Source organism: Telluria mixta (genome assembly GCF_029223865.1).
GTDB classification, from domain to species: Bacteria; Pseudomonadota; Gammaproteobacteria; order Burkholderiales; family Burkholderiaceae_D; genus Telluria; species Telluria mixta.
Genome location: NZ_CP119520.1, coordinates 1,157,688 through 1,170,759 on the forward strand (window position 1 = coordinate 1,157,688; position 13,072 = coordinate 1,170,759).

14 protein-coding genes are annotated in these 13,072 nt (G+C 66.0%); 9 read left to right on the forward strand and 5 right to left on the reverse strand.

The features are described 5' to 3' along the window. Nucleotides 1-247: 247 nt before the first annotated feature. Nucleotides 248-1,024, reverse strand: a complete 777-nt coding sequence (locus P0M04_RS05130) for an enoyl-CoA hydratase (protein WP_259447885.1) — start codon at nucleotides 1,022-1,024, stop codon at nucleotides 248-250. Nucleotides 1,025-1,115: 91 nt separating this feature from the next. Between P0M04_RS05130 and P0M04_RS05135 the strand changes: the two genes are divergently transcribed. Further along, entirely contained in the window at nucleotides 1,116-2,378 is a 1,263-nt protein-coding gene (locus P0M04_RS05135) for an MFS transporter (RefSeq protein ID WP_259447886.1), read from the forward strand. Here P0M04_RS05135 and mltA read toward each other — a convergent pair. Both mltA and apaG read right to left on the reverse strand, forming a co-directional pair. Continuing rightward, nucleotides 2,372-3,595, reverse strand: a complete 1,224-nt coding sequence (gene mltA / locus P0M04_RS05140; RefSeq protein ID WP_259447887.1) for a murein transglycosylase A — start codon at nucleotides 3,593-3,595, stop codon at nucleotides 2,372-2,374. The genes P0M04_RS05135 and mltA overlap by 7 nt on opposite strands. A gap of 125 nt (nucleotides 3,596-3,720) precedes the next feature. Next, nucleotides 3,721-4,095 carry a Co2+/Mg2+ efflux facilitator ApaG/CorD gene (apaG, locus tag P0M04_RS05145; RefSeq protein WP_259447888.1) on the reverse strand — a complete coding sequence of 125 codons (375 nt, stop codon included), beginning with the start codon at nucleotides 4,093-4,095 and terminating at the stop codon, nucleotides 3,721-3,723. 112 nt (nucleotides 4,096-4,207) lie between these two features. Between apaG and rpe the strand changes: the two genes are divergently transcribed. From rpe to P0M04_RS05185, 8 genes are all read left to right on the forward strand, one after another. Further along, entirely contained in the window at nucleotides 4,208-4,888 is a 681-nt protein-coding gene (gene rpe / locus P0M04_RS05150) for a ribulose-phosphate 3-epimerase (protein ID WP_259448486.1), read from the forward strand. Continuing rightward, nucleotides 4,888-5,586: a phosphoglycolate phosphatase gene (locus P0M04_RS05155; protein ID WP_259447889.1), complete on the forward strand. Its 699-nt coding sequence runs from the start codon at nucleotides 4,888-4,890 to the stop codon at nucleotides 5,584-5,586. Before rpe ends, P0M04_RS05155 begins: the two co-directional genes overlap by 1 nt. 205 nt (nucleotides 5,587-5,791) lie before the next feature. Continuing rightward, complete coding sequence (gene trpE, locus P0M04_RS05160; RefSeq protein ID WP_259447890.1) at nucleotides 5,792-7,288, forward strand: anthranilate synthase component I; 1,497 nt, start codon at nucleotides 5,792-5,794, stop codon at nucleotides 7,286-7,288. 1 nt (nucleotide 7,289) lies between these two features. Beyond that, nucleotides 7,290-7,859 (forward strand): anthranilate synthase component II, encoded by a 570-nt coding sequence (locus tag P0M04_RS05165; RefSeq protein ID WP_258852791.1) that lies wholly within the window; start codon nucleotides 7,290-7,292, stop codon nucleotides 7,857-7,859. A 166-nt stretch (nucleotides 7,860-8,025) separates the two neighbouring features. After that, entirely contained in the window at nucleotides 8,026-9,060 is a 1,035-nt protein-coding gene (gene trpD, locus P0M04_RS05170) for an anthranilate phosphoribosyltransferase (protein ID WP_259447891.1), read from the forward strand. 1 nt (nucleotide 9,061) lies between these two features. Then, nucleotides 9,062-9,697, forward strand: a complete 636-nt coding sequence (locus P0M04_RS05175) for a LysE family translocator (RefSeq protein ID WP_259447892.1) — start codon at nucleotides 9,062-9,064, stop codon at nucleotides 9,695-9,697. A gap of 8 nt (nucleotides 9,698-9,705) precedes the next feature. Continuing rightward, nucleotides 9,706-10,506, forward strand: a complete 801-nt coding sequence (gene trpC, locus P0M04_RS05180; protein ID WP_259447893.1) for an indole-3-glycerol phosphate synthase TrpC — start codon at nucleotides 9,706-9,708, stop codon at nucleotides 10,504-10,506. Between the two features lie 160 nt (nucleotides 10,507-10,666). Next, the gene (locus tag P0M04_RS05185; protein ID WP_259447894.1) at nucleotides 10,667-10,999 is read left to right on the forward strand and encodes an energy transducer TonB; all 333 of its coding nucleotides are present in this window, start codon (nucleotides 10,667-10,669) and stop codon (nucleotides 10,997-10,999) included. Between the two features lie 12 nt (nucleotides 11,000-11,011). Here P0M04_RS05185 and P0M04_RS05190 read toward each other — a convergent pair whose 3' ends face one another. Both P0M04_RS05190 and P0M04_RS05195 read right to left on the reverse strand, forming a co-directional pair. Continuing rightward, entirely contained in the window at nucleotides 11,012-12,187 is a 1,176-nt protein-coding gene (locus P0M04_RS05190; protein WP_259447895.1) for an L-dopachrome tautomerase-related protein, read from the reverse strand. 20 nt (nucleotides 12,188-12,207) lie between these two features. Further along, entirely contained in the window at nucleotides 12,208-13,002 is a 795-nt protein-coding gene (locus P0M04_RS05195; protein ID WP_259447896.1) for an SDR family NAD(P)-dependent oxidoreductase, read from the reverse strand. Nucleotides 13,003-13,072 lie beyond the last annotated feature (70 nt).

The following is a 13,072-nucleotide window of genomic DNA, read 5'->3' on the forward strand; positions in this document are numbered from 1 at the left end:
TTCATCAAACGCCCACACTTATCGACTGTTTATTGTTAAAGAGCTTCGTATTCGGTACTGCCTTGCTGCGTTTGCGAATCGTTTTGTTCGTCAGCAGCAGAGAAGTGAGATTATGCAGTGTTTCGCTTAACTCGTCAACCCCTCGCTGTTTCTGCAACACACTGAATTCTTTCGATTTCGTGCGCTGCAGAAGCAGGACGCGAACTATAGCAAACCCGCCCGCGTCCATGCAAGGCCTGTGGAAAAATTACATCCCTTCGAAATTCGGCTTACGCTTTTCCAGGAACGCAGCCATCCCCTCCTTCTGCGCCGGCGTACCGAAGCCGGCATGGAAGAAGCGGCGTTCATAACGTACGCCTTCGGTCAAGGTCGTCTCGAACGCGCGGTTGACGGCATCCTTGATCTGCATGGCCACCGACACCGGCATCGCCGCGATCGTTTCCGCCACTTCCAGCGCCACCGTCATCACGAGGTCGGCCGGCACGACGCGCGACACGAGGCCCGTGCGCTCCGCTTCCGCCGCGTCGATCATGCGCGCCGTCAGCAGCATGTCCATCGCCTTCGACTTGCCGATCGCGCGCGGCAGGCGCTGCGTGCCGCCGGCGCCCGGGGTCACGCCGACCTTGATCTCCGGCTGGCCGAACTTGGCCGTGTCCGACGCGATCAGGAAGTCGCACATCATCGCCAGTTCGCAACCGCCGCCCAGCGCGTAGCCGGCAACGACACCGATCACCGGCTTGCGCACGTTCAGGATGTGCTCCCAGTTGCGGCCGATGTAATTGCCCGGATACGTGTCGGCATACGAGTAATTGGCCATCGCGGCGATGTCGGCGCCAGCGGCGAACACCTTGTCGCTGCCGGTCAGGATGATGACGTTGACGGCCGGGTCGGCGTCGAATTTATACAGCGCGTCGCCCAGCTCGTTCATCATGTTGTCGTTGAGGGCGTTCATCGCCTTCGGACGGTTCAGGCGGATCACGACCACCTTGTCGTGGTGCTCGATCAGCAGATCAGAATATTCCATGGGACACCCCTTAATAAGATGAGCCCAGATTGTAGCGCCTGAACGACGCATGTGACGTATACGGCAATCATGCGTTTGCTATCATGTCCTGGTGTCCCCCATCGCCCTCCTCCGCAGCTTCGCCACCGACCGCCAGCTGCGCAACGTCGACTTTCGCCGTTTCTGGTTCAGCAGCACGCTGACCAATTTCGGTGCCCAGATCACGCTGCTGGCCCTCCCGATCTGCGCCGCCCTGCTGCTGCACGCGACGCCCGCCCAGATGGGCACCCTGGCCGCCGTCGGCTCGCTCCCATTTCTCCTGTTCTCGCTGCCGACGGGCGTCCTGCTCGACCGCAGCCGGCGCCTGCCCGTGATGCTGGCCAGCGATGCGATGGTCGCGCTGAGCCTCGCCAGCGTGCCGTTCGCGTGGTGGCAGGGGTGGCTCAGCGTGCACTGGCTGTATGCGGTGCAGTTCATGCTGGGGACGGGATTCGTCGTGGGCGGTAGCGCGGAGCAGATCTTCCTGACGTTCCTGGTGGGCCGCGATGGCCTCATCGATGCGCAGTCGAAGCTGGGCGCGACGGAATCCGCCTCGCGCCTGCTCGGCCCCGGCATCGCGGGCCTGCTCGTGCAGGCGCTGGGGGCGCCCGTCGCGATCCTGTGCAACGTGGCCGGCTTTACAGTCTCGTTGTGGAATCTGCGCCGGATCCGCACGCGCGAGCCGCAACCGCAGCCGCCGCAATCGCACGTGCTGCGCGACGTGGCCGAAGGCCTGAAATTCGTGTGGAGCCAGCCGGTGCTGCGGCTGCTGGCGTGGTCATCCGCCTGCTGGCACCTGCTGTTCTATGGCTACACGGCGCTGTACGTGCTGTTCGCCACGCGCGTGCTGGGGATGTCGCCGGGCCTGATGGGCACCTCGCAGATGCTGGGCGGCGCCGGGGTATTACTCAGTTCCCTGATGTTGAAACCGCTAACGCGCCGCTTCGGCTCCGGCGGCGCCATCGCCACGGGACTGTGCATCTCGTGCCTCGGCTTCATGCTGATGCCGACGATCCCGCGCGACCTGCTGGGCAGCCGCGCCGCGACCGCGGCCGCGTATGCCGGCGTCGTGTTCTGCCTCGATTGCGGCGGCACCCTGTTCTTCCTGCCCTATCTCGCGCTACGCCAGCGCGTCACGCCCGATGCGCTGCTGGGCCGGATGACGTCGACGATGCGCTTCATGACGGTGGCCGTGGCCCCGGTCGGCGCGGCCGGTGCCGGTGCGCTGGCCGAGCGGCTCGGCGTGCGCGGCGGCCTGACGGTCGTCGCGGCGGGCGCCCTGCTGCTGACGCTCACCACGCTGTTCGGCACCCGCCTGCACCAAATACGTCAGTAAGTCTGACGTGGCAGCAGCGCCCAGATCTGCCCGCGCTGCTTCATGCGGCCCGCGTTGTCGGCCGCCTGCCCGCCGAAGCCGAAGAAGAAATCCGCACGCACGGCGCCCTTGATGGCGCCGCCCGTGTCCTGCGCCATCACGAGGCGCTGCAGCGGCACGTCGCCGGCCGGCTCCGTCGTCGACAGGAACAGCGGCGCGCCGAGCGGGATGAAGGCCGGGTCGACGGCGACGGAGCGCGTGGGGGTCAGCGGCACGCCCAGGGCGCCCTTCGGTCCCACGTTCGGATCGGGCAGGCGCTCTTCGCGGAAGAACACGTAGCTCGGGTTGACGTTGAGGAGTTCCTGGCGGCGCTCCGGGTGCGCGGCGATCCACGCCTTGATGCCCTGCGCCGTCGCCTCGCCCGGCGCCAATTCTCCCTGGTCGATCAGCCAGCGGCCGATCGCCTTGTACGGATGGCCGTTCTGGTCGGCGTAGGCGATGCGCACGGTGTCGCCATCGTCCAGCTGCACGCGGCCGGAGCCCTGCACCTCGAGGAAGAACGCCTCCACCGGATCGTCGACCCACACCAGTTCCTTGCCCGGGAGGCGCGCGCGTTCGATGTCGGCGCGCGTCGCGTACGGGACGACGGTCTTGCCGACGAGGCGTCCGCGCAGCCGCATGCCCTTCAGGCTCGGATAGACACTGGCCAGGTCCACGGTGATCAGGTCATCCGGCACTTTATAGAGAGGCGTCTGGTACGCACCGCCGCGCTTGCGGGCGCCGCGCAGCATCGGCTCGTAATAACCGGTGATCAGGCCCGCGTCGGCGCCGTCGGGCGCGCGCACGAGATTCGGCACGAAATACGTCTCGAAGAACTGGCGGATGGCCGTGCCGTCGCCCGGGTCGACCAGCTTGCCGGCGGCGCACGGCGCCTTCCAGTCCGGCTTCGCGCCGAGCGCGCGGCACGACGCCTGGAACGCGGGCCAGGCCTGGCGCAGGTCGTCCTGCTGCCAGCCCGGCAGCACATCGAACGTCACGGGCGTAAACAGGGGCGTGGGCGGCGGTGCCGGCTGCGGCTGCGGTTGCGCCGGCGGCTGGGTGGGCGGCACAGTCACGGGGCCGACGGGCGGCGGCAGCTTGACCGGCGGTTGCGGCTGCGGGGGCGGTGTCGTCGTACAGGCCGCCAGCAAGGCGACGAGGGTCAATAAAGCGGGTACACTGCGGCGTGTCGAAACCATAGGAAATGCGCGATGTGGATACTGATGTTGGAGGCCGGCGTGGCCTTGTTCCTGCTGGTGTTCATCGTCTGGTGGACGATGTTCTCGGGCCGTAAGCCCGAGCAGAGGAACAACGATACGAAAGATTAATGCAATGCGTGCGGCAGCGACAGCACGAACTCGGGGATCTTGACCTCGAAGCGGTGCCCGTCCTCGGCGACGAAGAAATACTCGCCGACCATCGAGCCCTGGTTCGTTGCCAGCTGGGTGCCGCTCGTGTATTCGAACTGCTCACCCGGCTGCAGCAGCGGCTGGTGGCCGACGACGCCCAGGCCCCGCACTTCCTGCACCTGGTTGTTGGCGTCCGTGATCACCCAGTGGCGCGAGATCAGCTGGGCCGCGACGGTGCCCGTGTTCTTGATCGTGATGGTGTAGGTGAACACGTGCTGCGTCCGCTCCGGGTGGGATTGCTCCGGCAGGTATTGGGTCCTGACGGTGATCTCGAAATCGTAGGCGGGCATCGGTGTTCCTTGTTAGATTAGCAAAAGAGCGCGTGGTCGACATGATACAACGCCCGCCGAAAACACGACGTCGGCGTACAATGCTGGCTTTGTCTAAAGCAACCTCCGGCCCATCATGACCTACCGCATCGCTCCCAGCATCCTGTCCGCCGACTTCGCCCGCCTGGGCGAGGAAGTGCGCAATGTCGTCGCCGCCGGCGCCGACATCATCCACTTCGACGTGATGGACAACCATTATGTTCCCAACCTGACCATCGGCCCGCTGGTGTGCCAGGCCATCCGTCCGCACGTGCAGGTGCCGATCGACGTCCACCTGATGGTCAAGCCGGTCGACCGCATCATCCCCGATTTCGCCAAGGCCGGTGCCGACATCATCACCTTCCACCCGGAAGCGTCGGAACACATCGACCGCACGCTGCAGCTCATCCGCGACAACGGCTGCAAGGCCGGCCTCGTGTTCAACCCGGGCACGCCGCTGCACCACCTGGACCACGTGATGGACAAGATCGACATGATCCTCATCATGTCCGTCAACCCGGGCTTCGGCGGCCAGTCGTTCATCCCGGAAGCGCTGAAGAAAATCGCGCTCGCGCGCCGCATGATCGATGAATCGGGCCGCGACATCCTGCTGGAAGTCGACGGCGGCATCAAGGCCGACAACATCGCCGCGGCCGCCGAAGCCGGCGCCGACACGTTCGTGGCCGGTTCCGCCATCTTCGGCAAGCCGGACTACAAGGCCGTCATCGACGCAATGCGCGCCGAGCTGGCCACCGTCGCGAAGAAGGCGGCGTAATGAAAAGCGGCGCTGCGGCGATCCGGGCCGCCATCATCGACCTGGACGGCACGATGCTGCACACCGTGCCGGATTTCGAGCTCGCGCTGAACGGCATGCGCGCGGAATTCGGCCTGGCGCCGATCACCCAGCAGATCATTGAACCGATGGTCGGCAAGGGATCGGAAAAGCTGATCCGCGACGTGCTGGCCCGCGACTTCGACACGGATCGCATCGACGCCATGTTCGACGACGCGATGGCCGCCTACCAGCGCCACTACCTCGCCATCAACGGCGAACGCGCCACGCTGTACCCGCACGTGATCGAAGGCTTGCAGGCCCTGAAGGACCTGGGCCTGCGCCTCGCGTGCGTGACCAACAAGCCCGTCGCGTTCACCCAGCCGCTGCTGGCGAAGAAGGGCCTCACGCCGTTCTTCGAACTGGTCTACGGCGGCGACTCGTTCCCGCGCAAGAAGCCGGATCCGATGCCGCTGCTGCAGGTCTGCCGCGACTTCGACGTGGAGCCGGCGCGCGTGGTTGCGATCGGCGACTCCAGCAACGACGCCGAAGCCGCGCGCGCGGCCGGGTGTTTCGTGTTGTCGGTCCCGTATGGCTACAACCACGGAAAACCTGTGCAAACTATTAATTCCGATGGTATAGTTGATTCGCTACTTGAAGCGGCTGAACTGATCAGCGCTCATAACAAAGCCAACTCCTAAACCATCTACTCCATGTTTTTCGCCAAAAAACACATCGTCAACCCAACCGGTGCCCATGAGGCCTGGCTGTGGCGACGCTGGCAATCCTGGTCCATCTGACCCAAGCTGATTGCTGCCGGTGCACGCCTTGTGCACATAGATACCGGCAGGTTTTTTGAAGAAATCGCCGCCCGTTCCCCTTCCTGCGGGCGGCCCGGAGAAAAGCATGACCGAACTCGAATTCAAATCGCTCGCCACGCAAGGCTATAACCGTATCCCCCTGATCGCGGAAGCATTTGCCGATCTCGAAACCCCGCTCACGCTGTACCTGAAGCTGGCCCAGAGCCAGGACGCCGGCAAGAACACGTTCCTGCTCGAGTCCGTGGTCGGCGGCGAGCGCTTCGGCCGCTACTCCTTCATCGGCCTGCCGGCCAAGACGCTGCTGCGCACGCGCGGCAACGTCACGACGGTCGAGAAGAACGGGGAAGTCATCGAGACGCACGAAGGCAATCCGCTCGACTTCATCGAGGCCTATCAATCCCGCTTCAAGGTCGCGCTGCGCCCGGGCCTGCCCCGCTTCTGCGGCGGCCTGGCCGGCTACTTCGGCTACGACACCGTGCGCCACATCGAGAAGAAGCTGGCGCACACGGCACCGCGCGACGAACTGGACCTGCCGGAAATCCAGCTGATGGTGACGGAAGAGCTGGCGGTGATCGACAACCTGTCGGGCAAGCTGTACCTGATCGTGTATGCCGATCCGTCCCAGCCCGAGGCCTACAACAAGGCCCGCCAGCGCCTGAAGGACTTGCGCGTGATGCTGCGCCGGAGCGTGGACGCACCGGTGACGTCGAGCTCCGTACGGACCGAGGCCGTACGCGACTTCAGCAAGGAAGACTATTTAAAAGCCGTCGCCGTCGCGAAGGAATACGTGATGGCCGGCGACCTGATGCAGGTGCAGATCGGCCAGCGCATCCGCAAGCCGTACGTGGATTCGCCACTGTCGCTGTACCGTTCGCTGCGTTCGCTGAACCCGTCGCCGTACATGTATTACTACAACTTCGGCGACATGCAGATCGTGGGTTCGTCGCCCGAGATCCTGGTGCGCAACGAGAAGGACGCCGACGGCGGCCGCAAGGTGACGCTGCGCCCGATCGCCGGCACCCGCCCGCGCGGTTCGACGCCGGAACGCGACGCCGAGCTGGCGCACGAACTGCTGAACGATCCGAAGGAAGTGGCGGAACACGTGATGCTGATCGACCTGGCGCGCAACGACATCGGCCGCATCGCCACGACCGGCAGCGTCAAGGTCACGGACCAGATGGTCATCGAGAAGTACTCGCACGTGCAGCACATCGTCTCCAACGTGGAAGGCACGCTGAAGGACGGCATGTCGAACCTGGACGTGCTGCGCGCCACCTTCCCGGCCGGCACGCTGACGGGTGCGCCGAAAGTGCGCGCGATGGAAATCATCGACGAACTCGAACCCGTGATGCGCGGCATCTACGGCGGCGCCTGCGGTTACCTGTCGTTCGGCGGCGAGATGGACGTGGCGATCGCGATCCGCACGGGCGTGATCAAGGACGGCAACCTGTACGTGCAGGCGTCGGCGGGCATCGTCGCGGATTCCATCCCCGAGATGGAATGGCTCGAAACAGAACACAAGGCGCGCGCCGTGCTGCGCGCGGCCGAGCAAGTGCAAGACGGACTGGATGGGGAGATCTGACATGCTGCTCATGATCGACAACTACGACTCGTTCACCTACAACATCGTGCAGTACTTCGGTGAGCTGGGCGAGGATGTGCGCACCGTGCGCAACGACGAGATCACCCTCGAAGAGATCGCGGCCATGAACCCGGACCGCATCTGCATCTCGCCGGGCCCGAAGGCGCCCAAGGATGCCGGCGTGTCGGTGGACGTGCTGCGCGAATTCAAAGGGAAGAAGCCGATCCTCGGCGTGTGCCTGGGCCACCAGGCGATCGGCGAAGCGTTCGGCGGCAACATCATCCGCGCCAAGCAGGTCATGCACGGCAAGACGTCGAAGATCGCGCATATCGGCGAAGGCGTCTTCAAGGGCCTGCCGAGCCCCTTCACGGTGATCCGCTACCACTCGCTCGCGATCGAGCGCGCGTCGCTGCCGGCGTGCCTGGAAGTGACGGCGTGGACGGACGACGGCGAGATCATGGGCGTGCGCCACAAGGAATTCGATATCGAGGGCGTGCAGTTCCACCCGGAGTCGATCCTGTCGGAGCACGGGCATGCGATGCTGAAGAACTTCCTCGACCGCACCGCGTAAGCAAGAACCACGTCGTTCCCGCGTAGGCGGGAACCCATACTGAAGCGCCGAAGTCTGCGGCCTCTTAAGTTCGCGACGATGCAGACTGTCTATGGATTCCCGCTTCCGCGGGAATGACGGTTCGAAGGCCGCGTGGCCAAATTGAATTCCAAGAATTGGACTTGCCATGATCACCCCACAAGAAGCCCTCCTCCGCTGCATCGAGCACCGTGAAATCTTCCACGACGAGATGCTGCATCTGTTCCGCCAGATCATGTCCGGCGAAATTTCGCCGACGATGGTCGCCGCGCTGACCATGGGCCTGCGCGTGAAGAAGGAAACCATCGGCGAGATCACCGCCGCCGCACAGGTGATGCGCGAGTTCTCCACCAAGGTCCCGATGGCCGACACGACGCACCTCGTCGACATCGTCGGCACCGGCGGCGACGGTGCGCACACTTTCAATATCTCGACCGCGTCGATGTTCGTCGCGGCCGCCGCGGGCGCGCGTGTCGCGAAGCACGGCGGGCGCAGCGTGTCGTCGTCGTCCGGCAGCGCCGACGTCATCGAATCGCTGGGCGCGCACATCGACCTGAAGCCCGAGCAGATCGCGCAGTCGATCGCGCAGACGGGCATCGGCTTCATGTTCGCGCCGAACCACCATGCCGCCATGAAGAACGTGGCGGCCGTGCGACGCGAGATGGGCGTGCGCAGCATCTTCAACATCCTCGGCCCGCTGACGAATCCGGCCGGCGCGCCGAACATCCTGATGGGCGTGTTCCACCCGGACCTCGTCGGCATCCAGGTGCGCGTGCTGCAGCGCCTCGGCGCCCAGCATGCGCTCGTCGTCTGGGGCCGCGACAACATGGACGAAGTCTCGCTCGGCGCCGGCACGATGGTCGGTGAACTGGTCAACGGCGAAATCCGCGAATACGAGATCCACCCGGAAGACTTCGGCCTCGCAATGATCGCCAGCCGCAACCTGAAGGTGGCCGATGCGACCGAATCGAAGGCGCGCATCATGGAAGCGCTGCGCGGCGAACCGGGGCCGGCCCACGACATCGTGGCGCTGAACGCGGGCACGGCGCTGTACGCGGCCGGCGTGGCGGCGTCCATCGAGGACGGCCTGCAGCGCGCGCGCACCGCCATCGCGTCGGGCGCGGCGCTGGCGAAGCTCGACCAGTTCGTGAGCGTCACGCGATCCCTCGGCGCGGCGGGCTGACATGTTCGGCATCCACGACCTTGCCCTGTTCGTGGTCTCCGGCCTGCTGCTGAACGTCATGCCGGGGCCGGACTCGTTGCTCATCATGACGCGCAGCGCGACGCAGGGCTGGCGCGCCGGCAGCGCGGCGGCCCTCGGCATCGGCACGGGCACGTTCGTGCACATCTTCGCCGCTGCGCTTGGCCTGTCGGCGATTCTGGCCACGTCGGCCGCCGCGTTCACCGTCGTCAAGCTGCTCGGTGCCGCGTACATCCTGTACCTGGCTGTCGGCATGCTGCTCAGCAAGCGCGGCGATGGCGTCGACAAGCCGCTGACCGTCGCCCCGCTGCCCCTGCGCCGCATCTACGCGCAAGGCATCCTGACGAACGTGCTGAACCCGAAGGTGGCGCTGTTCTTCCTCGCGTTCGTCCCGCAATTCATCGACGCGAACGCGCCGCACAAGGCCATCGCCTTCCTGATCCTCGGCGCCATCTTCAACATCAACGGCATGTTGTGGTGCCATGCGCTGGCGCTGTTCACCGCGCAGGCACGCGCCCGTCTGAAACTGAACCCCGCCGTCACGCAATGGCTCAACCGCGCCACGGGCGGCCTGTTCGTCTGGCTCGGCGTCAAGCTGGCGCTGGCGAAACAACACTGAATACCATCATGTCCGATATCCTGAACAAGATCCTCGACGTCAAAGCCACCGAAGTCGCGGCAGCGAAACGGCAGCGCGATTTCAACAGCCTGCGCCGCGACGTCGAAAGCGATACCGCCCTGCGCGCCGACCTGCGCGGCTTCGAAACGAGCCTGCGCCGCACCATCGAGGCGGGCCGCGCCGGCGTGATCGCGGAAGTGAAAAAGGCGTCGCCGTCGAAGGGCGTGATCCGCGCCGACTTCCGCCCGGCCGACATCGCCCGCAGCTATGCGGCGGGCGGCGCATCGTGCCTGTCCGTCCTGACCGACGTGCAATTCTTCCAGGGCTCGCCCGAGTACCTGAAGCAGGCGCGCGCCGCGTGCGGCCTGCCCGTGATCCGCAAGGATTTCATCATCGACCCGTACCAGGTGTACGAAGCCCGCGCGATGGGTGCGGACGCGATTTTGCTGATCGTCGCTGCGTTGGATCATGGCCTGATGGCCGACTTGGAGGCATGCGCCCGGGAACTCGGCATGGACGTGCTGGTCGAAGTTCATGACGGCGACGAACTGGATGCGGCCCTGAAGCTCAACACGCGCCTGCTGGGCATCAACAACCGCAACCTGCGCACCTTCGAGGTCACGCTCGACACGACCATCGGCCTGCTGCCGCGCATTCCGGCGGAGCGGCTCGTGGTCACCGAGTCCGCGATCCTGGCGCCCGCCGACGTCAAGCGCATGCGCGACGCCGACGTGCATGCCTTCCTCGTGGGCGAAGCGTTCATGCGCGCGCCCGATCCCGGCACGGAACTCAAGCGCTTATTCGACTGACATGGACACGATCATCCGCCCAGGCCTCGTTCTCATCACGTTGATCGCAGGCTTGAGCGGATGCTCGAGCGTCAGGACGGCCACCGAGGCCGTCACCTCTTCCGTCGGACACATTTTCCATCCTGGGACACCCACAGCGCCAACATCGCCGACAGCGCCCGTGCCCCCGGGCCTGGACAATTACAAGACCCAGGTCGCGCACCACGTGGCCGACCACAATCCCGAACGCACCTACACAGGCATCTTGCCGCCCATGCTGCCGGCCATCGTCGTACTCGAGATCACGGTCGACCGCGACGGCCAGCTGGCGGACGTGGCCGTGCAGCGCTCGCGCAATCCGGATGCGTCCGAGATCGCGCTGGCGTCCGTACGGCGCAGTTCGCCGCTGCCGCCCCCGCCGACGGGCAGGCTCACGTTCTCCGAAACGTTCCTGTTCGCGGACAGCGAGCGGTATCAGCTGCGCAGCCTGGCGGGGCCGCAGGCGTCGGAATGACGCCCGTCAGTCTCACTTCAGCCGCCACAACTCGTAACGTTCCTCGCCCGCTTTGACCTGCCCGGCGAAATGCCCGTTCAGGTGGCTGGCCGTGAACACGACGCCGCCGTCAGGTCCGATGGCGGGCGTGTCCGGCCAGCGCACGCCGTCGCTCGCGGCCTGCAGCGCCAGCGTTCCCGTGCGCGGGTCGTAGCGCACGATGCCGTTGCGGGTGACGTCCGTGATCCATAGATTGCCCGCCTTGTCCGTGACGATGCCGTCCGTGTTGCCACCCACATCGCCCAGGTCGCGCACGGCGGCGGCCAACGTGGCCGGACGCGCGTGCGCGTCGCGCAGCAGCGACGTCGGGATCGCGTACGCGTGCGTGCCGGTCGTCACCGTCCAGTACAGCGTGCTCCTGTCCGGCGACAGGGCGATGCCGTTCACGCCCAGCACGAGCGGCTTGCCGGGCCACACTTCCGCACCGTGCGACACGACCTTCGCGCCCGGCTGCGGCAGCACGGCCGGATGCCGGTCGAGCACACGCCGCGCGCGGCCCGACGCATAATCCACGACGATGATGCCGGCCTGGTTGTCGGGCGCACTGCGCAGGCCGCTGTCGGACACGTAGGCCACTTTGCGGACCTCGTCCACGGCGATGTCGTTCAGGAAGCTGCCTGTGCGGTCGGCCACCGCGTCGAGCGGGATCGTGCGGACGGTCTTCCCCGTGCGCACATTGAACACGACGATCTTCTGGCCGCCGGCCGGCGCTTCGGCCTCGCCCGCGACGAAGCCCTGGTCAAGCGCCCACAACCAGCCGTTGCGCCGGTCGATATGAAAGCCCAGCACGTTGCGCAGGTGCGTGGCCGGTGCGCCCGTCACTGCATTCGCTTCCTGCGACGGGAAAGCCGTCAGGCGTGCGGGGCCCGTGGTGGCGCGGGTATCGAGGAGGCTCAGCGTGGCCGGCGCATCGGCGGCCACGAGACGCGGCGTGCTGACGAAGGCACGGCCGGCGGCGTCGAAGTGGATGCCGGCGATGGGCGCGTTCACCGAGTTCGCGAACGGCGCCGGGTCGCTGCCGTCGCGGGGCCCATCCCAGCTGACGCCAGCGTAGCTGCGCCAGCGTTCGACGCGGGAGGTATCGGCCGCGGTCGCCGCGGTCACGGTGAGCGTGGCGAGGATGGCCAGTGCAGGGAGGCGGATGTTCATGATGGTTCCTGTCCAGTCAATCAAAGGATCGAGCGGTAGCTGCCGCCCTCCACGCGCACGGCCGCGCCATTGGTCGCGGCGCCGAGCGGACTCGCGAGCAGCGCGACCATCGCCGCCACCTCGTCCGCGTCTATCATCCGCGCGATCAATGAACTCGGGCGATAGGTGGCGAAGAAGTGCGCTTCGATCTCCGCATCCGTCATGCCGGGCCGCGGCGCCGTCTGGCGCAGGTAGTCGACGATGCCGTCCGAGCGCGTGGCCGCCGGGAGGACGCTGTTGACGGTCACGCCGGTCCCGCGCGTCAGTTCGGCGAGGCCCCGCGCCACCGCGAGCTGGGCGGATTTGCTGACGCCATAATGGATCATGTCCGGCGGCGTGAATGCGCCCACCTCGCTGGAGATGAAGAGCACCCGGCCCCAGTTCTTCGCGAGCAGGCGCGGGAAATAATGGCGGGCGAGGCGGACGCCCGACATCACGTTGACGTCGAACATGCGCAGCCAGTCGTCGTCCGTGATGTCGGTGAACGCCTTGCCCTCGTAATAGCCGAGGTTGTTGACGAGGATATCGACGTCGGGCACGGCCTGCGCGACGGCGGCCGCGCCGGCTGCGTCGGCGAGGTCGGCGACGACGGGCGTCACGACGGCGTCCGGCGTGGCGGCGCGGATCTGGGCGATGGCGGCGTCGAGCTTGCCGGCATCACGCCCCGTGATGGCGACGGCCGCGCCTTCTTGCGCCAGCGTGCGGGCGATGGCCAGGCCGATGCCGGCCGTGGCGCCGGTGACGAGCGCCGTTTTGTCTTTCAGTTTCAAGTCCATTGCGGTTCCTTTCGGTGATCAGGTAGCGCAACTTTATTGTTTCAGCCGAAGCAGATAAACTGGGTCAAAA